16 protein-coding genes are annotated in these 19,203 nt (G+C 61.8%); 4 read left to right on the top strand and 12 right to left on the bottom strand.

What is annotated here, in order from left to right:
* Nucleotides 1-34: 34 nt before the first annotated feature.
* The 9 genes from AO268_RS24790 to amaB form a co-directional block, all read right to left on the bottom strand.
* The gene (locus tag AO268_RS24790; protein WP_099170143.1) at nucleotides 35-940 is read right to left on the bottom strand and encodes a cation diffusion facilitator family transporter; all 906 of its coding nucleotides are present in this window, start codon (nucleotides 938-940) and stop codon (nucleotides 35-37) included.
* Nucleotides 941-1,043: 103 nt separating this feature from the next.
* Nucleotides 1,044-1,808 carry an SDR family oxidoreductase gene (locus tag AO268_RS24785; protein WP_076961549.1) on the bottom strand — a complete coding sequence of 255 codons (765 nt, stop codon included), beginning with the start codon at nucleotides 1,806-1,808 and terminating at the stop codon, nucleotides 1,044-1,046.
* A 934-nt stretch (nucleotides 1,809-2,742) separates the two neighbouring features.
* Nucleotides 2,743-3,459, bottom strand: a complete 717-nt coding sequence (locus tag AO268_RS24775; RefSeq protein WP_057437450.1) for an ABC transporter ATP-binding protein — start codon at nucleotides 3,457-3,459, stop codon at nucleotides 2,743-2,745.
* Complete coding sequence (locus AO268_RS24770; RefSeq protein WP_029300504.1) at nucleotides 3,456-4,331, bottom strand: ABC transporter ATP-binding protein; 876 nt, start codon at nucleotides 4,329-4,331, stop codon at nucleotides 3,456-3,458. Before AO268_RS24770 ends, AO268_RS24775 begins: the two co-directional genes overlap by 4 nt.
* On the bottom strand, nucleotides 4,328-5,605 hold the full coding sequence (gene livM, locus AO268_RS24765; protein ID WP_057958171.1) for a high-affinity branched-chain amino acid ABC transporter permease LivM: 1,278 nt from the start codon (nucleotides 5,603-5,605) through the stop codon (nucleotides 4,328-4,330). The genes AO268_RS24770 and livM overlap by 4 nt, the downstream gene beginning before the upstream one ends.
* A gap of 2 nt (nucleotides 5,606-5,607) precedes the next feature.
* Nucleotides 5,608-6,522, bottom strand: a complete 915-nt coding sequence (locus tag AO268_RS24760) for an ABC transporter permease subunit (protein ID WP_057437447.1) — start codon at nucleotides 6,520-6,522, stop codon at nucleotides 5,608-5,610.
* 222 nt (nucleotides 6,523-6,744) lie between these two features.
* A complete protein-coding gene (locus AO268_RS24750) occupies nucleotides 6,745-7,881 on the bottom strand; it encodes a branched-chain amino acid ABC transporter substrate-binding protein (protein WP_099170142.1) in 1,137 nt (378 codons plus the stop codon).
* Nucleotides 7,882-8,270: 389 nt separating this feature from the next.
* The gene (gene amaA, locus AO268_RS24745; protein WP_076961552.1) at nucleotides 8,271-9,554 is read right to left on the bottom strand and encodes an L-pipecolate oxidase; all 1,284 of its coding nucleotides are present in this window, start codon (nucleotides 9,552-9,554) and stop codon (nucleotides 8,271-8,273) included.
* Nucleotides 9,555-9,701: 147 nt separating this feature from the next.
* Nucleotides 9,702-11,192, bottom strand: coding sequence for an L-piperidine-6-carboxylate dehydrogenase (amaB, locus tag AO268_RS24740; RefSeq protein ID WP_099170141.1), 1,491 nt, complete (start codon nucleotides 11,190-11,192; stop codon nucleotides 9,702-9,704).
* 151 nt (nucleotides 11,193-11,343) lie between these two features.
* Here amaB and AO268_RS24735 point away from each other — a divergent pair, with 151 nt between their 5' ends.
* The 3 genes from AO268_RS24735 (at nucleotide 11,344) to nadE (ending at nucleotide 14,449) form a co-directional block, all read left to right on the top strand.
* Nucleotides 11,344-12,234 carry a LysR family transcriptional regulator gene (locus AO268_RS24735; RefSeq protein WP_099170140.1) on the top strand — a complete coding sequence of 297 codons (891 nt, stop codon included), beginning with the start codon at nucleotides 11,344-11,346 and terminating at the stop codon, nucleotides 12,232-12,234.
* Between the two features lie 169 nt (nucleotides 12,235-12,403).
* A complete protein-coding gene (pncB, locus tag AO268_RS24730; protein WP_076961555.1) occupies nucleotides 12,404-13,618 on the top strand; it encodes a nicotinate phosphoribosyltransferase in 1,215 nt (404 codons plus the stop codon).
* Nucleotides 13,619-13,621: 3 nt separating this feature from the next.
* On the top strand, nucleotides 13,622-14,449 hold the full coding sequence (gene nadE, locus AO268_RS24725; protein ID WP_099170139.1) for an ammonia-dependent NAD(+) synthetase: 828 nt from the start codon (nucleotides 13,622-13,624) through the stop codon (nucleotides 14,447-14,449).
* A gap of 133 nt (nucleotides 14,450-14,582) precedes the next feature.
* On the opposite strand, the gene azu is transcribed toward nadE, so the two are convergent.
* Nucleotides 14,583-15,029: an azurin gene (azu, locus tag AO268_RS24720; RefSeq protein WP_076961557.1), complete on the bottom strand. Its 447-nt coding sequence runs from the start codon at nucleotides 15,027-15,029 to the stop codon at nucleotides 14,583-14,585.
* Nucleotides 15,030-15,412: 383 nt separating this feature from the next.
* On the opposite strand from azu, the gene AO268_RS24715 reads away from it, so the two are divergent.
* Nucleotides 15,413-15,601 carry a hypothetical protein gene (locus AO268_RS24715; RefSeq protein WP_099170138.1) on the top strand — a complete coding sequence of 63 codons (189 nt, stop codon included), beginning with the start codon at nucleotides 15,413-15,415 and terminating at the stop codon, nucleotides 15,599-15,601.
* 88 nt (nucleotides 15,602-15,689) lie between these two features.
* Here AO268_RS24715 and AO268_RS24710 read toward each other — a convergent pair whose 3' ends face one another.
* Entirely contained in the window at nucleotides 15,690-16,580 is an 891-nt protein-coding gene (locus tag AO268_RS24710; protein WP_099170137.1) for a transglutaminase family protein, read from the bottom strand.
* Nucleotides 16,580-19,066, bottom strand: coding sequence for a circularly permuted type 2 ATP-grasp protein (locus tag AO268_RS24705; protein ID WP_099170136.1), 2,487 nt, complete (start codon nucleotides 19,064-19,066; stop codon nucleotides 16,580-16,582). The genes AO268_RS24710 and AO268_RS24705 overlap by 1 nt, the downstream gene beginning before the upstream one ends.
* Nucleotides 19,067-19,203 lie beyond the last annotated feature (137 nt).

Genomic DNA, 19,203 nt, shown 5'->3' with positions numbered 1-19,203 from the left:
GCCTGCGATAGCCTCACCTCGGTCTAACGGCCGATCAAGCAATCCACTTGCGGTCCCCAGTAAAGCTGATCGTCAACCACCGCGCCTTGTCCGCCGCGCCCAGCCCTGTGGATATCTCTTCACGCAGCCCGTCGAGCGTCGCGACCTTATCCACCGGGTAATCGGCCGGCAGCACCACATGAATCTCGATAAACCGCGCCCGCCCGTGTTTCTGCACGTAGGACACGTAGTCCTCGAAACCATGCCGGGCCTGGGCCGCGTCCATCACTTCGCGCACCTTGTCGTCCAACTGGTCCGGGGCAATCCCCAGCACATCGCGCAAGGCCGGGCGCAGGATCTTCCAGGCCGGCGCCAGCATGCTCAGGGCCAGCAGGATCAGGATCAAGGGGTCGACATACACCGCCCACTCGCCATAGCCCTGGGACTTGAGCAGCAGCGCGGCGAGGAAGCTCACCAGCAGGCCCACAGAGAGCATCGCGTCTACCAGCCAACTGATGTTGTCGAACTGGATCAGCGACGACTGCAGCGTGCGGTTGCGGTAGCGCACATAGAAGAAGTAGGCGAACTCGACCACGGTAAACACCGCCGCATAGATGATCACCAGCCCCAACTCGATCTCGCGCCCGCCATTGATAATGCCGAACACCCCGTTGAGAAATGCGTAGATGGCGATCAACAGCAGGAAACTGCCCTCGATCAGCAGCACCATGGGCTCCAGGTGCCAGTAGCCGAACTGGAAACGGTCGTTGCTTTTCTTGGCGATCAGCTTGGCCGTGATCAGCATCAGCACCTTGATAAAGGTCGCGATCAGCGAGAAAAAGCCGTCGAATAAAATGGATTGGGCGCCTGATATCACACCCGTGACAATCCCGGCGATCGCCACGGCGAACATCAGGATCGTCGATTGTTTGAGCAGTGCCTGCTCACCTCGGTTACTCACATATCCTCCTGTCAAAACCTTTAAACCGCTGGGTGCGGTGGGGTTTCCAGGAGGAGAGTGTACCTTATGCCCTGTTTTGACCGATTTGACGCCTTTGCGAGCCTTACTTGGCCCCACGCTCAATCGCAAATCCAGCCCAGGTCTGGCTCACCGGCATCAGCTCCAGGCGGTTGATGTTCACGTGCGCCGGGGTGTTCAGCACCCAGAAGATGGTGTCGGCAATGTCCTGCGGCTGGATCGGCTCGGCGCCGGCGTAGGTGGCGTCGTAACGCGCCTGGTCACCGCCAAAGCGCACCAGGGAGAACTCGCTCTCGCACAGGCCCGGCTCGATGTTGGTCACGCGCACGCCGGTGCCTTGCAGGTCGCAGCGCAGGTTCAGGGAGAACTGTTTGACGAACGCCTTGGAGCCGCCATACACGTGGCTGCCCGGGTACGGGTAGTTGCCGGCGATGGAGCCCAGGTTGACGATCCCGGCGCCACGGCCATGGGCGATCAGGCGCGGCAGCAACAGGCTGGTGGTGGTCAGCAGGCCCTTGATGTTGGTGTCGACCATGGTCTCCCAATCGTCGAGGCTGCACTTGGGCGCCGGGTCGGTGCCCACGGCCAGGCCCGCGTTGTTGATCAGCCCGCGCAGCTTGCTGAACGACGCCGGCAGGTTGGCAATCGCCTCTTCCATGCCCTTGCGGTCACGCACGTCCACCACCAGGCCATGCACCTCGGTTTGCTTGGAAAGCTCTTCGACCAGGGCATTCAAGCGCTCGGCACGCCGGCCGGTGAGCACCAGTTTCCAGCCAGCCTCGGCAAAGCGACGGGCACAGGCTTCGCCGAAACCTGAGGTGGCGCCAGTAATAAACAGCGTGTCGGACATGGTGTTCTCCTTGTGGACATCGGGAAAAATCAGCCAGCAGGATGCCCTTACGCCGCCGCCGCGGCAACCGCTATGCACACCCGCCACCCCATACCTGATCATTTTTTAACCGCTTGACGTAGAGCCTTATGAACCGTGGCTTGCAGCCATGTGCGCGCAGGTTATCCACAGCTGCGCCCACAGTCTTTGGGGGCAAGTACAAAACCCTCCAGGCCGCTGTGTACAAGGCTTTCAGGGCGATTCAAAAAGTTTTTTGCTTGACCTTGGGCGGGGCATATGTAGGCCCATGCAGGAGGACACGCCAGGAGGCATGGCTCCAGGCCAGTAAATCCGGCCCCTACACAGGTCTTTCCAGAGTTTAACCACAGACTTATCCACAGGCCTGGAGGTCATGTTTCGGTCATATACCTGTGTCTATGAACAGGTTGACAAAACTTGCGACACCTCATGAAAAAGCCCCTGATCAAAAAACAACCACCACGCTGCAAGCCACGTAAATAAAGGCTTTCAGCCAGCTACTCCCATGTTACCCACAGCCGGTTCCACAGTGGATGGGGACAAGTCATTTGCGTGACAAAACAGGGATTTGCGGCGGCTATATGTCGCGCTTTGGAGGGTGTGTGGATTTGTTTTCCACAATTTGCCGGAAGGCCTGTGGACGATGATCGTTCCCACGCTCCGCGTGGGAATGTCGCCAAGGACGCTCTGCGTCCCAAAGCGTGACGCGGAGCGTCACAGGATGCGCTCCCACGCAGAGCGTGGGAGCGATCAGCGCGGGTTAGTGCCCACCGAGGTAGGCGTTGCGCACTTCCTCGTTTTGATCGTTCCCACGCTCCGCGTGGGAATGCCGCCAAGGACGCTCTGCGTCCCAAAGCGTGATGCGCAGCGTCACAGGATGCGCTCCCACGCAGAGCGTGGGAGCGATCAGCGCGGGTTAGTGCCCACCGAGGTAGGCGTTGCGCACTTCTTCGTTCACCAGCAGTTCCTTGCCCGTACCGGTCAGGCGGATTTCGCCGTTGACCATCACATACGCCCGGTCAGACAGGCGCAACGCATGGTTGGCGTTCTGTTCCACCAGAAAGATGGTCATCCCGGTGGCCGCCAGTTCGCGCAAGGTGGCGAAGATCTGCTTCACCACGATCGGCGCCAACCCCAGGCTCGGTTCATCGAGCAGCAACAGCTTGGGCCGGCTCATCAGCGCCCGGGCGATGGCGAGCATTTGCTGCTCGCCACCGGACATGGTCATCGCCCGCTGGTTACGCCGCTCCTTGAGCCGTGGAAACAGCTCGAACATGCGCTGCATATCCTCGCTGGCGTGCTTGTCGCCAATGGGGATGGTGCCCATCAGCAGGTTTTCCTCGACGGTCATGTCAGGGAACACCCGCCGCCCTTCCGGGGACTGGGCAATGCCGTTGGAGGCGATGTAGTGGGACGACTTGTGGGTAATGTCCACGCCCTGGTAGAGGATCTGCCCGGACTCGGCCCGCGGCTGGCCGAAGATCGACATCAGCAGCGTGGACTTGCCCGCGCCGTTGGAGCCGATCAGGCTCACGGTCTCGCCCTCGTCGATGTGCAGCGAGACTTTCTTCAGGGCCTGGATCGGGCCATAAAACACATCCAGGTCCTTCATTTCGAGGATAGGCGTACTCATACCAACTCCTCTTCATCGGCGCCCAGGTAGGCCGCGATCACTTTCGGGTCGTTGCGGATCGCTTCCGGCCCGCCCTCGGCGATGACGTTGCCGTGGTCCAGCACCACAATATGGTCGGAAATACTCATCACCATGCCCATGTCATGTTCAATCAGCACCACGGTGAGGTCGTGTTCATCGCGCAGCAGGCGAATCATTGCACTGAGGGCTTCGGTTTCCTGGGGGTTGAGGCCCGCCGCCGGTTCGTCCAGGCAAATGATCTGCGGCCGGGTGCACATGGCGCGGGCGATTTCCAGGCGGCGCTGCTGGCCGTAGGACAGCTCGCCAGCCAGGCGGTTGGCGCAGTCCACCAGGTCCACCACTTCCAGCCAGTAAAAGGCGTGGTCCAGCGCATCGCTTTCTGCCTTGCGGTAGCCCTTGGTGTTGAGGATGCCCGCCAGCATGTTGCGGTTGACCCACATGTGCTGGGCCACCAGCAGGTTTTCCACCACTGACATTTCCTTGAACAGGCGAATGTTCTGGAAGGTGCGCGCCAGGCCGGCGCGGTTCACCAGGTGGGTGCCGCCGAACATCTTGTAGTACACCCGGCTGAAAAAGCTTTTGGGCGATACGAAGTCGGTAGGCTTGAAGCGCTCGCCAAGCAATTGGATCACGTTGGTCTGCTTGCCACGGATGTTGAGTTCGATCTTGCCGCCGCTGGCCGTGTAGAAGCCGGTCAGGCAGTTGAACACCGTGGTCTTGCCCGCGCCGTTGGGGCCGATCAGAGCGAAGATCGAGTTGCGTTCGACCTTGAGGCTCACATCGCTCAAGGCCTTGATGCCACCGAAGTGCATCATCAGGTGTTCCACGTTGAGGACCACTTCCTTGCTCATGGCGCCACCCCCTTGCGTGGTGTCACACCGCTGCGGCTGATCCGGATCAGGCCCCGTGGCCGCCAGATCATCATCACCACCATCAACACGCCAAACAGCAACACCCGGTACTCGGAGAAGCTGCGCAGCAACTCAGGCGCCACGGTCAGCACGAACGCGGCAATCACCACGCCCACCGTCGAGCCCATGCCGCCCAGTACCACGATGGCCAGGATCAACGCCGACTCGAAGAAGGTGAACGAAGACGGATTGACGAAGCCCTGGTAGCTGGCAAAGAACACCCCGGCCAGGCCGGCCGTCGAGGCGCCGATGGTGAAGGCCGAGAGCTTGACCAGCACATGGTTCAGGCCCATGGAGCGGCAGGCGATCTCATCCTCACGTAAAGCTTCCCAGGCGCGGCCCACCGGCATGCGGGTCAGGCGGTGCTTGATGTACAGCACGGCCAGCACCACCAGGAACAGCACGATGTAGATAAACAGGAACTTCACGTTGGGGTTGTAGGCAATGCCAAAGAACTCATGGAACGGCACCCCGCCTTCCTTGGCGCGCCGGCCAAATTCCAGGCCGAGGAAGGTCGGCGATGGCACCGGCATGCCATTGGGCCCACCGGTAAACGACAGCCAGTTATTGAGCACCAGGCGGATGATTTCACCAAAGCCCAGGGTCACGATGGCCAGGTAGTCACCGTGCATGCGTAACACCGGGAATCCGAGAATACATCCGGCCAACGCCGCCGCGATGGCCGCCAGCGGCAGCACCGTCCAGAACCCCAGCCCGAGGTACTGGTAACCCAGGGCCAGGCCATAGGCGCCGATGGCGTAGAACGCCACGTAGCCCAGGTCGAGCAGCCCGGCCAGGCCGACCACGATGTTCAGGCCCAGCCCGAGCAACACGTAGATCAGCCCGAGGATCACCACGGTCAGCAGGTACTTGTTGGCGAAAAACGGAAAGACAATGGCGATCACGATCAGCGCCGGGATGATCCAGCGCAGCCGTGACTTGTAGTCCGGCGCCAGCACATGCACCCCGGAGCCCGAGCTTTCAAAACCCTGGAGGATCTTCAAGCCCTTGGGGGTTTGCAGGAACAGGCTCATGACCAGGCGCCCGGCCATGACAATGGCCACCAGCAAGCCGACGCGGGCCGGTTCCAGGTTGAAGCTGTAGCCGTCCAGGACCACACCGACGATGGGCCCGAACACGATCAGCGAAATCAGCCCGGCAAGGACCGCATCGACCACACTTTTCTTGATATCGATAGATTTGGCAGCAGACATGTTTACACCTTCGCCACGAGCGGGCGACCAAGCAGGCCCTGGGGACGGAAAATCAGAATCACCACCAGCAGGGAGAAACTGAACACGTCTTTGTAGTCAGAGTTGATCAACCCCGAGAACAGCGACTCGGAAATCCCCAGGATGATCCCGCCCAGCATCGCCCCAGGCAGGGAGCCGATGCCGCCGAGTACCGCTGCGGTAAATGCCTTGATGCCGATAATAAAGCCGGCATAGAAGTCGAACGTGCCGTAGTTGAGGGTGATCAGCACACCGGCCAGGGCCGCCATGGCAGCACCGATGACAAACACGTAGGAGATCACGCGGTCGGTGTTGATCCCCAGGATCGAGGCCATCTTGCGGTCTTGCTGGGTCGCGCGGCACATGCGGCCGAGCTTGGTGTACTTGATGATGTAGGTCAGCAGCGCCATGCCGGCAAAGGCCGCGACCAGGATGAAGACCTTGGTGTAGGTCAACTGTACGAACCCGGTGCCGATATCGACGCGCCAGGCGCCGGCCAGCAGGGTGGGAATGCCTTGTTGCTTGGCGCCCTGGGCGATCTGCGCGTAGTTCTGCAGGATCAGCGAAATGCCGATGGCGCTGATCAGCGGGGCCAGGCGCGTGGAGTTACGCAACGGTTTGTAGGCGACACGCTCGATGACCCAACCATAGACGCCGGTGACGACGACGGTGAACACCAGGGTGCCAAGAATGAGCAGCGGGAAGGATTCGAGGCCGAAGTAAGCCAGCAGTGCCAGACTGATCGCCGCGAGGTAAGCGGAAATCATATAAACCTCGCCGTGGGCGAAGTTGATCATGCCAATGATGCCATAGACCATTGTGTAGCCGATGGCGATCAGGCCGTAGACCGACCCGAGGGTCAGGCCGTTGACCAGTTGCTGCAGGAAAATACCATCCATAACGCAATCTCACGCGGTGAGAACCTGCACACCCTTGGGCGTGCGGCCCTTCTGGAGGAAAAGACAGATTGGGTGCCGGACGCAATGGCCCGGGCAACCGCGATCCAGTGTGGGAGCTGGCTTGCCGGCGATAGCGGTCTCACATTCAACACAGGTGCTGGCTGTCAGTCCGTCATCGCGGGCAAGCCCGGCTCCCACAAGGGGTCGGTGGTGGCTGGTTGATTACTTCTGCTTTTCCAACTGGTGGTATTTGCCGTTCTTGTCCCACTGGTAAACCACGTAGTCGGAGACTTTCAGGTCACCCTTGGCATCCCATTCCTTCTTGCCCATCACGGTTTGCACCGGGTTGGCCTTGAGCCACTTGGCCGCGTCTTCGCCCTTGTTGGACTTGGCGCCGTTGAAGCCGGCCGCCAGGGCCTGGATCGAGGCGTAGGCGTACAGGGTGTAGCCTTCCGGCTCGGTGCCATTTTTGCGGAACTCTTCCACCACGGCCTTGCTGTCTGGCAGCAGGCGCGGGTCGGCGCCGAAGGTCATGTAGACGCCATCGACATACTGCGCACCGCCGGCGGTCGCCACCAGTTCGTCGGTCACCACACCATCGTCGGACATGAACTTGACGTCATTGAGGCCGGCTTCACGGATCTGGCGTACCAGTGGACCGGCTTCCGGGTGCAGGCCGCCGAAGTACACAACGTCGGCCCCCAGCGAACGGATCTTGGTGACCAGGGCGCTGAAGTCTTTCTCGCCACGGGTCAGGCCTTCTTCCAGCACCGGCTTGACGCCGCGCTTGGTCAACTGGGTTGCGGTGGCATCGGCCAGGCCTTTGCCGTAGGTGTCCTTGTCGTTGATGACCGCGACTTTCTTGCCCTTGAGCACATCGACGATGTAGTCGCCGGCCACGATGCCCTGCTGGTCGTCACGCCCGCACATGCGGAACATGGCGCCCAGGCCACGCTCGGTCACTTGTGGGTTGGTAGAGCCTGGAGTGATGGCGATGATGCCCGCTTCGTCGTACACCTCGGAGGCTGGAATGGTGTTCGATGAGCAGAAGTGCCCGACCACACCGATCACTTTGTCCTGGTCAGCCAGGCGGTTGGCCACGGCCACGGCCTGCTTGGGTTCGCACGCATCGTCGCCTTTTACTAGCGTGATCTGCTCGCCGTTGATCCCGCCCGCCTTGTTGATCACATCGGCTGCCGCCTGGGCACCCTTCATGTACTGCTCACCGAAGGCCGCGTTGGCACCGGTCATGGGACCTGCCACGCCAATCTTCACATCAGCCTGAACAAACGTAGAAACACCCAGCGCGGCAGCTACCGCGAGGGCCAGGAAACCTTTCTTGTAAAACGTCTGGGACATGAGTGGTGCTCCGAGTTTTTTATTGAATGGGCACTGCAATTTCACTGCAAACTTTCACTTGAAACCTTCACTGGAAAGCTGAGAGCAAGCGGCGTGCCATTGCGTTTTTATATTTCAAAAAGACACGGTGTCATTGTTATTACAGGCGTTTCGGGGCCTTTTTGCCGGGACGTGCAACCCTCTGCAATGCAGAGGTGCAACCTGAGACCCGAAAGAGTGAAACCCGCCCATTGGACTGATGTCAGCCAGCCATCAAGCGCCCCTTCAGGCATCTGTAACCACGGGCGTAACGGAAGTGCACATTTACAGTGCGCCACTGCTACGACTCGCACCAATACAGATTAGTAGCCGGCTAAGAAAATGCCGGCTTTTGAGGGGTATTTCGCTGATCAGATGACAATTCGCAGGCATTGGCCGGCGTGATACAGGGAAAACCCGGCTTCATACAGGCAACTGCGCAGGCCCGCCCCGGCCAGCGGCTGCATGGGGGCGAATGGAATCGGCAGGGCCTGGGGATTGTGGTGACACAGGTAGTCGGCAAACGCCTTGCCCACCACCGTCCCGGTGGTCACGCCGCGCCCGTTGTAGCCGGTGACGGCCACCAAACCGGGCGCCGGCTCGAACAGGCGCATCAGGTGGTCCGGGGTGAAGGCGATGCAGCCGGTCCAGGTGTATTCCCAGTCCACCGCCTTGAGGAACGGGAAATAGTGTTGCTGTACGCGATCGGCCCAGGCCTTGAGGAACCAGGTGGGTTTCTGGCTGCCGTTGCCCAGGCTGCCCAGCAATAACCGCCCCTCGGCATCGCGGCGGATGCTGCTCAGCACCTGGCGGGTATCCCAGGAGCCCTGGCCGCCCGGCAGGATCTGTTGCGCGGCAGCATCGCTCAAGGGCGCGGAGGCCACCTGATAGTAATAACCGGGGAAAAAATTGCGCCGCAGCTCGGTCCATTCACCTTCGGTGTAGGCGTTGGAAGCAATCACCACTTGGGCCGCCTGCACCGCGCCCTGGGCCGTTTGCACAGACCAGTACTGGCCCTGGCGCTCCAGTTGGGTCACCGGCGAATGATCGAACAACTGCCCGCCCAGGCCCACCGCGGCATTGGCCAGGCCACTGGTGTAGGCCATCGGGTTCAAGGTGCCGGCACGCCGGTCGAGCAAGGCGGCGGCAATCTTTTGGGTGCCGGTGGCCTGCGCGCACGCGGCACCGGTCAGCAGCTCCACGGGCGCGCCACGGCGCTTCCATTGTTCCTCGCGGCTGCGCAGGTCGGCTTCGCCACGGGCGTTGTGCGCCATGTGCAACGTGCCCTCGCGGCGCAGCTGGCAATCAATCTGGTACTGGTCGATCAGGCTAAACACCAGGGACGGCGCTGCGCCAAGCATACGGTTGAGCTGGCTGCCCACCGCCGTGCCAAAACCCGCTTCGATCTCGTCCGGGGGGATCCACATCCCGGCGTTGACCAGGCCAACGTTACGCCCCGAGCCACCATGGCCGGTGCGATGGGCCTCCAGCACGCACACGCTTTTACCTTGCTCCAGCAGATGGATGGCCGCTGACAAACCGGTGATACCGGCGCCGATCACGCACACATCGGCTTTTACTTCGCCCGTGAGCGCGGCGCGATCCGGCCGGCCAGGGGTCAGGTGTTCCCACAAACACGCTTCGCGTAATGGCATTGCCAGACTCCGGGATGAGACCTAACAAACAATTGTTGAACTGCAAACCCGATCAACTGTGGGGCTTGCCTGCGATAGCGGTATTGGATTCGCCATCGCCATCGCAGGCAAGCCAGCTCCCACATTGACCGCATTTCGGCTGGAGGCTCAGTCGAAGGTAATGCCCTGGGCCAACGGCAGTTCCAGCGAATAGTTCACGGTATTGGTCTGCCGACGCATATACCCGCGCCACGCGTCCGAACCCGATTCACGCCCGCCGCCGGTTTCTTTCTCGCCGCCAAACGCGCCGCCAATCTCCGCGCCACTCGGCCCGATGTTGACGTTGGCGATCCCGCAATCACTGCCCACCGCCGACATGAACTGCTCGGCCTCGCGCACATCGGTGGTAAAGATGCACGACGACAGGCCTTGCGGCACGGCGTTGTTCAAACGCAGCGCCTCGGTGAAGTCCTTGTAGCCCACCACATACAGAATCGGCGCAAACGTCTCGCTGCACACCACATCGCTCTGCTCGGGCATTTCCACAATGGCCGGCGACACGTAGTAAGCATTGGGGAACTGCTCCTGCAACTGACGCTTGCCGCCAAACACCTTGCCGCCTTCGCTCAAGGCCTGCTCCAGGGCGTCTTGCATGTTTTCAAAGCTGTGTTTGTCGATCAGCGGGCCGACCAGGTTGCCTTGCAGCGGGTGACCGATGCGCACCTTGGCATAGGCAGCCTTGAGCCGCGTGACGATGTCTTCCTTGACCGACTCGTGGGCGATCAGCCGGCGCAAGGTGGTGCAGCGCTGGCCAGCCGTGCCGACCGCGCTGAACAGGATGGCGCGCACGGCCATGTCCAGGTCGGCGCTGGGGCCGAGGATCATCGCGTTATTGCCGCCCAACTCCAGAATGCTGCGGGCAAACCGTGCGGCAACCTTGGGCGCCACTTCGCGGCCCATGCGCGTGCTGCCGGTGGCGCTGATCAGCGCCACGCGCGGGTCGTCCACCAGGGCGGCGCCGGCATCGCGCCCACCGATGACCACCTGGCTGAGATAGGGCGGCGCGTCGCTGAAGTTCTTCGCTACCCGCTCGAACAAAGCCTGGCAGGCCAGGGCGGTGAGCGGGGTCTTTTCCGAGGGTTTCCAGATCACCGCATTGCCGCACACCAGGGCCAGCGCGGTGTTCCACGCCCACACCGCCACCGGGAAGTTGAAGGCGCTGATCACGCCCACCACGCCCAGCGGGTGCCAGGTTTCACGCATATGGTGGCCAGGGCGCTCGGAGGCGATGGTCAAACCGTACAGTTGGCGCGACAGGCCCACGGCGAAATCGCAGATATCGATCATTTCCTGCACTTCACCCAGGCCTTCCTGGGTGATCTTGCCGGCTTCCCACGACACCAGCTCGCCCAGGTCGGCCTTGTACTTGCGCAGCAGGTCGCCGAACTGGCGCACCAGTTCACCGCGACGGGGTGCCGGCACCTTGCGCCAGGCGTCGAATGCATGCTCGGCGCGACTGACCTGCTGTTCGACCTCGGCCGCGCCTTCCCAGTGCACACTGGCAATGCGGCTGCCATCGATAGGCGAATGCACAGGCTGTTTCCCCGCCTGATACAACGCCGGGTCTACACCGAGACGATCAAGCAATGCAGCAACCATGGGTCACTCCTTCAATCCAGCAAGAAAAAATTGCGCCGCGCCCCGCACGACGATCCAGGCCTTATTTGTAGCTGGCCCCAGGCTTGCCAACAAACGACGATTAGGCGAGATATCATTCCGTTTATTCATGCAAACCCCAAAGAGGCGTGCCGTGCTCAATAAAAGACATTTGCCCTCGATCACCGCCCTGCAATGCTTCGAGGCCGTGACCCGCCACCTGAGCTTCACCCGCGCCGCCGAGGAGCTGAACCTCACCCAGAGCGCCGTCAGCAAGCAGGTCGCGCAATTGGAAGAGTTGCTGCAGCACCTGCTGTTTCGCCGGGTACGCCGGCGCTTGCAGATGACCCCGGCAGGCGACCTGTACCTGGTGGAAGTGCGCAAGATCCTGAGCCAGGTGGAGATGTCGACCCACTACCTGCGCTCCTACGGCGGCGAGACCGAAGTACTGCGCGTATCGACGCCCTACACCTTTGGCGCGCGCTGGCTGGTGCCACGGCTCAAGGGCTGGCGCCTGCGCCACCCGCAGATCCACCTGGACCTGTGCAACGAGCAGACGCCGGACGAGCTGCTGCAAGGCAAGGCCGACCTGGCCTTCTACTTCGGCACAGGCGCAAGACCCGGCACCGAAAGCCTGAAGCTGTTCAGCGAGGAACTGGTGCCGGTATGCGCCCCCGACAGCCTGCCGGCCCAGCCCTTGCGCGACCCCACACAACTGAGCGAACTGGTGCTGTTGCAAAATGCCTCGCGCCCCCAGGGCTGGCACGACTGGTTCGCCAGCCTCGGCTACCAGACCGAGCACAGCTATCATGGGCCGCGCTTTGACACCTTCTATATGTGCATCCGCGCCGCCCAGGTGGGCTGTGGCGTGGCGCTGTTGCCGCGTTTTCTGGTGGAAGAAGAGCTGGCCGACGGCAAGCTGGTGATCCCCTGGCAGCACGCACTGCCCAGCCAGGATGCGTACTACCTGGCGTACCCGGAGCATTCGGCCGAAGTACCCAAGGTGCGGGACTTTGTGAAGTGGATGCTGGAGCAGGCTGTTTAACGCCTGGAATACCGCCATCGCAGGCAAGCCAGCTCCCACATTTGGCATGCATTCTCCTGTGGGAGCTGGCTTGCCTGGGATGACGCCAGAGGCCACGACAAAAAAACCTCTGGCAAAACAACACAGGTCTATGCGCCACTAGCGCCATTCTTGTTTGGAGATTCCCGTTATGAGCGAGAGTGTGTTTGCCGATCGCATCGTGCAGAACCTGCTCGACACCGACTTCTACAAGCTGACCATGATGCAGGCGGTGCTGCACAACTACCCCAACGTGGAAGTTGAATGGGAATTCCGTTGCCGTAACAGCGAAGACCTGCGCCCCTATCTGGCAGAAATCCGCTACCAGATCGAGCGCCTGGCCGAGTTGAGCCTGAGCCCCGACCAGCTGGGCTTCCTGGAACGCATCAGCTTTATGAAGCCGGACTTCCTGCGCTTCCTCGGCCTGTTCCGCTTCAACCTGCGCTATGTGCAGACCGGCATCGAGAACGGCGAGTTGTTTATCCGCCTGCGTGGCCCGTGGCTGCATGTGATCCTGTTTGAAGTGCCGCTGCTGGCCATCGTCAGCGAAGTGCGCAACCGCTATCGCTACCAGAGCATCATCCTGGAGCAGGCCCGCGAGCAGCTGTATCGCAAGTTCGACTGGCTGACCGCCAACGCCAGCAGCGACGAGCTGGCTGAGTTGCAGGTCGCGGACTTCGGCACCCGCCGGCGTTTCTCCTACCGCGTGCAGGAGGAAGTGGTGAATGTGCTCAAGCATGACTTCCCCGGGCGTTTCGTCGGCACCAGCAACGTGCACCTGGCCCGCGAGCTGGACATGAAGCCTTTGGGCACCATGGCCCACGAATGGATCATGGCCCACCAGCAACTGGGCCCGCGGCTGATCGACAGCCAGATCGCCGCCCTCGACTGCTGGGTCCGCGAGTACCGGGGCCTCTTGGGGATCGCCCTGACCGACTGCATCACCACCGATGCCTTCCTCAGCGATTTCGATCTGTACTTCGCCAAGCTGTTCGATGGCCTGCGCCATGACTCCGGCGACCCGGTGCAGTGGGCCGAAAAAGCCATCGCCCATTACCACAAGCTGGGCATCGAACCGATGAGCAAGACCCTGGTGTTCTCCGACAGCCTGACGCTGCCCAAGGCCCTGGAGATTTTCCGCGCGCTGCGGGGGCGGATCAATGTCAGCTTTGGCATCGGCACCAACCTGACCTGTGACATTCCGGGTGTGGAACCGATGAGCATCGTGCTTAAAATGACTGCCTGCAATGGCCAGCCCGTGGCGAAGATCTCTGATGAAGCGGGCAAGACCCACTGCACAGATCCGAATTTCGTCGCCTATCTGCGCCACGTTTTCAAAGTACCTGCCATCTCTAGCGAGGAGTGAATCATGCAAGCCGTACAGCGTGAGATTGCCCAACAGCTCAAGGTCCAACCACCGTTCCAGGACCACGCCGCCCTTGAAGCCGAAGTGGCCAGGCGGATTACCTTTATCCAGGACTGCCTGCTCAACTCGGGGCTCAAGAGCCTGGTGCTGGGCATCAGCGGCGGCGTCGACTCCCTGACCGCCGGCCTCTTGGCCCAACGGGCAATGAAAGAGCTGCGTGCCCGCACAGGCGATGAGGCCTACCGTTTTATTGCGGTGCGCCTGCCTTACCAGACCCAGTTCGACGAACACGATGCCCAGGCCAGCGTCGACTTTATCAACCCCGACGAGCGCCACACGGTCAATATCGGCCCGGCGGTCAAGGCCCTGGCCAATGAAGTGGCGGCCTTTGAAGGCAAGGCGGCGATGTCCCGCGATTTTGTGCTGGGCAATACCAAGGCGCGGATGCGCATGGTCGCGCAATACACCATCGCTGGCGCGGCGAGCGGCCTGGTGATCGGCACCGACCATGCGGCGGAAGCGGTGATGGGCTTTTTCACCAAGTTTGGGGATGGCGCCTGCGACCTGGCACCGTTGAGCGGGCTGGTGAAAAACCAGGTACGCGCGATTGCGCGGTACTTTGGTGCGCCGGAGTCGCTGGTGGAGAAGATCCCGACGGCCGACCTGGAAGACCTGTCACCGGGCAAGCCGGATGAAGCGTCCCATGGCGTGACCTATACCGAGATCGATGCATTCCTGCACGGCGAAGCGGTGCGCGAGGAAGCGTTCAGGATTATCTGCGAGACCTATCGCAAGACTGGGCACAAGCGGGTGATGCCGTTTGCGCCTTGAGGTAGGCCTGGTGGTTGTGTATTGATTGTCAGGCCGCTATCGCGGGCAAGCCCGCTCCCACAGTTTGATTTGTGAACTTATTCAAATGTGGGAGCTGGCTTGCCTGCGATGAACGATCACGCGGTCTGCGGCCTTACTTCAGAGTCACAGTGCCTTTCATCATCGAGATGTGGCCTGGGAACGAGCAGAAGAACATGTACTTGCCGTCAGCCTTGAGCTTGGACACGTCGAAAGTCACCGAGTCGGTCTCGCCGGCGCCGATAATCTTGGTATGGGCGATGATGCGGGCGTCGTCTTTTTTCAGATAATCGTTGTCGATACCGGCGGCCATGCCCTCGGTTGCAACCGGCTGCATATCGGCTTCGGTGGTCAGTACCCAGTTATGGCCCATGACGTTCTTTGGCAGCTTGCCGGAGTGTTTCAGCTCAACGGTGAACGTCTTGCAGCTCTTATCGATTTCAATGGCCTTGGTGTCGAAGGACATTTGGTCGGTGGAGTCGACAGTGACCTTGCACTCTGCAGCAAGCAACTGGCCGCTAGCCAGAGTCAGCAGGGAAACAGCAACGATTTTGGCAAACATGTGAATCTCCAAGGCAGGGTTTAGAAAACGCATAGGCGACAAGGTTGCCTGAGGCAGGCAGATGTTCCAATGATTTGAATCAACAAATTGTATACAACTTTAGGCTATCAGACTGATCGACAGAATCAACCGGCCAAAGTGCCGCACGCTGCTTATGATCGGCTCATCACCCCCCTTCTGGAGTCCGAGCCATGCACCTCAATAGCCTGTTATGCAGCCTGCTTGCCGCTTACGCCTGTGGCGCCAGTGGTACTTACGAAACGGTTAATCTGGACTAACGTTTAAGCAGCAGAGGCGATTCTGAAACCCGATTAACCCTTGGGGCACGTTTAAAGGCAGAATACCCGCCGCTCAACCTCACCTTCGACCCCAGAGGATCGCCCATGGCAAAACCTAATTACTCCTTCGCCAAACGTCAAAGAGACTTGGCCAAGGAACAGAAGAAAGAGGAAAAGCTGCAACGCAAGAAAGCTGCGGCCGACGAAGAAGCAGGCGCACTGAACCCGGATGCCGAAGGTGAAGTGGTGACTGACGATACCCAAACACCGAAAGACCAGGCACCCGAGGCCTGAGCAACAAGCCCAATGAATACCTGACCTGTGGCAAACGCGCGCCACATACAGCGCGTTCGCCACGGGTGCATTGGCCCTACCGCATCGGTTATTCCAGCGGCATCACCGTCACCCGCACTTCCGGGTCATGGCTGCCCCCTCCCAGGATCACCCCGCGCAACGGCGAGACATCGGAAAAATCCCGGCCCCAGGCCAGGGTGATGTGCTCCAGCGCCGGCTGCACATTGTTGGTCGGATCAAAATCCACCCAGCCCGACAGCGGGCAAAACACCGAGACCCATGCGTGCGACGCATCGGCGCCGATCAGCCGTGGCTGGCCGGGTGGCGGCTGGGTCAGCAGGTAACCACTGATATAGCGCGCCGCCAGGCCCCGTGAGCGCAGGCAGGCGAGCATCAGATGGGCAAAGTCCTGGCACACCCCCCTTCGGCGCTCCAGCACCTCCACCAGCGGCGTGGCGACCTGGGTGGCTTCGGCATCGAAAGTGAACTCGCTGAAAATCTTCTCCATCAACGCCTGCACCCCCAGCAACAGCGGGCGGCCAGCGGGAAAGCAGCTCTCGGAGAACGCGACGAAGTTTTTCTTCAAATGCACGTAGGGCGACTCGAAACGATAGCGGCACGCCTCGACCGCCTGCGCCGACAACGGCTGGCCACTGTAGCTCAGGCTGTTGCGGGTCTGGTCCCAGGGCGGTGACTGGCTGAAGTCCAGCACGGGCCGGGCCAGCACTTCTACGGTCAACCCGGCGTTGACCAGCAGTTCGTCATGGGGTCGCTCGAATGCCAGCCGGGTGATCGGGTTGCCAAACACGTCCAGCTCATCGCGGCGCGCCGTCGGCTCGGGGCTGATCTCCAGTTGCCGCGAGGTGCAGCGCTGCCAGGCACACGGGCGCGGCCACAAGTGCGCCAGTTGCTGGGCCAGGGACACCGGGCTGTCGTAGTGGTAATGGGTATCGTGGAAAATCTGGTAGCGCGCGCTCATCACACAGACACCGTTTGCTGGCTGACATCATCCACATGGGCAAAATGGCGCAGGGCCAGGCGATCGGAGACCTGCCCGCTCTCATCGGCGACCGCCTGCAACAGGTCCGCCAGGCCATCGAGGGCCGCGCGCACGCTGGCATCGCCAAACAACGGGTTTTCCAGGCAGCCCAGGTCAAAGCGCGACAGGCGCTCCACCAGCGGCGCCAGCCCGGTCTCGCGGGGCACGCCGAAGTCATCGTTGAGGCGGCACAGGGTGCGGCTCACCAGCTTGAGCTGGAACAGCACCGCATGGGGGTTCTGTTCATCCAGCAGCAACAGGTCCAGCACCGGAATCAATTGCGGCACCGCCAGGTAGCGCGAACGGTAGGTGATACTGCTGTTGCCCAGCTCCAGCAACCACTCCAGCCCCGCCTGGTCGAACACCGCCACACCGCGCAGGAAGGCCGCGAGGCTGCTGCTGAGAAACTGCAGGCGCTCGATGCGCCGGCCCATCATCAAAAAGCGCCAGCCTTCGTCGCGGGTCATGTCGTCGAGGGCAAAGCCGGACAAGGCCGCCAGGGACATCACCAGGCGGTTGAGGAAGTCCAGCAATTGGCCAAAGTCCGGGGCCTCGCTTTCCAGCTCCAGGGCTTCGCGCTGCAACTCCACCAGGGCCTGCCAGTTCTCCCGGGACAGCTTGCCGCGCACCTGGGACGCCGCCCACTGCAAACGCTGCAGGTTGGCGCGCAGGCTTGACGGCCAGTCATCACCGAGCAGGGCCTGCAGCAACCGCTCGGGCAACTCACCCTCCTCCGGCAGCAGGCGCAGGCTTTCCCCCAGCTCCACGGCGGCCTGCAAGGCCAGCGGGTCGTCACCATCGACATAGCGGGCGAGCACGATGCGCAGCCAGCGCGCACTGTTATCGCAGCGCTCGCAGTAACGGCCGAACCAGAACAGGTTCTCCACCACCCGCGAAGGCAAGTACGGATCGCGGCGCACCAGGTCATGGGTGCCGATCACCCGTTGCGCGCGCCATTGCTCGCCACCGGGGGCACGCTCGCCCAGCACCCAGGTGTCCTTGCTCGCCCCACCCCGCTGCATCGACACCACTTCGGCGTCCGCCTGCGCCGCCACGCGGGTCAGGCCGCCCGGCAGCACCCGGTAGCCGTCTTCGCTGGCTACCGCATACATGCGCATGCCGATGGCGCGATGTTGCAAATGATCATCCACGGTGTGCCAGACCGGCGCCTGGGACAGTTGCGCCAGCTCCTGGGCCACGTAGGCGTATGGACGCGCCTGCATGCGTACGGCCAGGGCCTGGCGCTGTTCGTCGTTCAGGTCGCGGCCAAACACCGGGGCAAAACTTTGCGAGGGGAACGCCGGCTTGATCAGCAGCTCCGGTAGTTTTTCCAGGGCTTCGGCCAGTACTGGGGCCTCGCCGCACCACCAGGTGGCGATGGACGGCAGGATCAGTGCTTCGCCAAACAAAAATTGATTGATCTTCGGCAGGAAACCCAACAGCCCAGGGGACTCCAGCACACCGGCGCCCAGGGCATTGGCCACCAGCACATTGCCCTGGCGCACCGCGCCCAGCAGGCCGGGCACGCCCAGGGCCGAGTCGGTGCGCAGTTCCAGGGGGTCGCAGAAGTCATCGTCCAGCCGGCGCATGATCGCGTGCACGCGGCGCAGGCCGCTGAGGGTTTTCAGGTACACAGTGCTGTCGCGCACGGTCAGGTCACCGCCCTCTACCAGGGGGTAGCCAAGCTGGCGGGCCAGGTACAGGTGCTCGAAATAGCTTTCATTGAAGCGCCCCGGGGTCAGCAGCACGATCAGCGGCGGCTGGTCATCGCCGGGGGCCTGGCGGGCCAGGGTTTCCTGCAGGGTGCGGAAGAACCCGGTGAGGTGCTGCACCTGCAAGTCGCGATACAAATCCGGGAAGGCACGGGAAACGATGGTGCGGTTTTCCAGGGCATACCCGGCGCCGGACGGGGCCTGGGTACGGTCCGCCGTGACCCACCAGCGGCCATCCGGGGTGCGCGCCAGGTCCACCGCGTATAGGTGCAGGAACACCCCATCGGGCGGCTGGATACCCTGGCACGGCCACAGGAAGTTGTTATGCCCAAACACCAGCTCTGCCGGCAGCAAGCCTTCGGCAATCAGGCGTTGCGGGCCATACAGGTCGGCCAGCACCGCATTGAGCAACCGGGCGCGCTGGGCAATGCCCGCCGACAACTGCGCCCACTCATCCGCTGCCAGCACATGGGGCAGCAAGTCCAGCTCCCAGGGGCGGTCGGCGCCCTTGGGGTCGGCGTAGACGTTGTAGGTCACGCCGTTTTCCTGGATCTGCCGGGTCAGCAGGGCCTGGCGCTGGGCCAGTTGCGCCGGGGTGCTGCGTTGCAGATGGTCGAGCAAACGCCGCCAATGGGCGCGCACTGCACCGCTGTCATCCAGCAGTTCGTGATAAGTGCCCGCAGTCAGCGGGTAACGGTCGAGCAAGTCGGACATGGAACGCTCGGCAGGGGCAAGGGAAGTCAGATTAACCTAACAAACACTGCAAATCCTCTGTGGAAACTGGCCGTGTGTGGGAGCGGGCTTGCTCGCGATAGCAGTGCGTCAGCCAATGCCTGTACTGGCTGATACTC

This window comes from Pseudomonas sp. ICMP 8385, assembly GCF_002699915.1.
Taxonomy (GTDB): Bacteria; Pseudomonadota; Gammaproteobacteria; order Pseudomonadales; family Pseudomonadaceae; genus Aquipseudomonas; species Aquipseudomonas gessardii.
The sequence above is the reverse complement of the archived record's forward strand: the minus strand, read 5'-3'. Positions and strand labels throughout refer to the sequence as shown.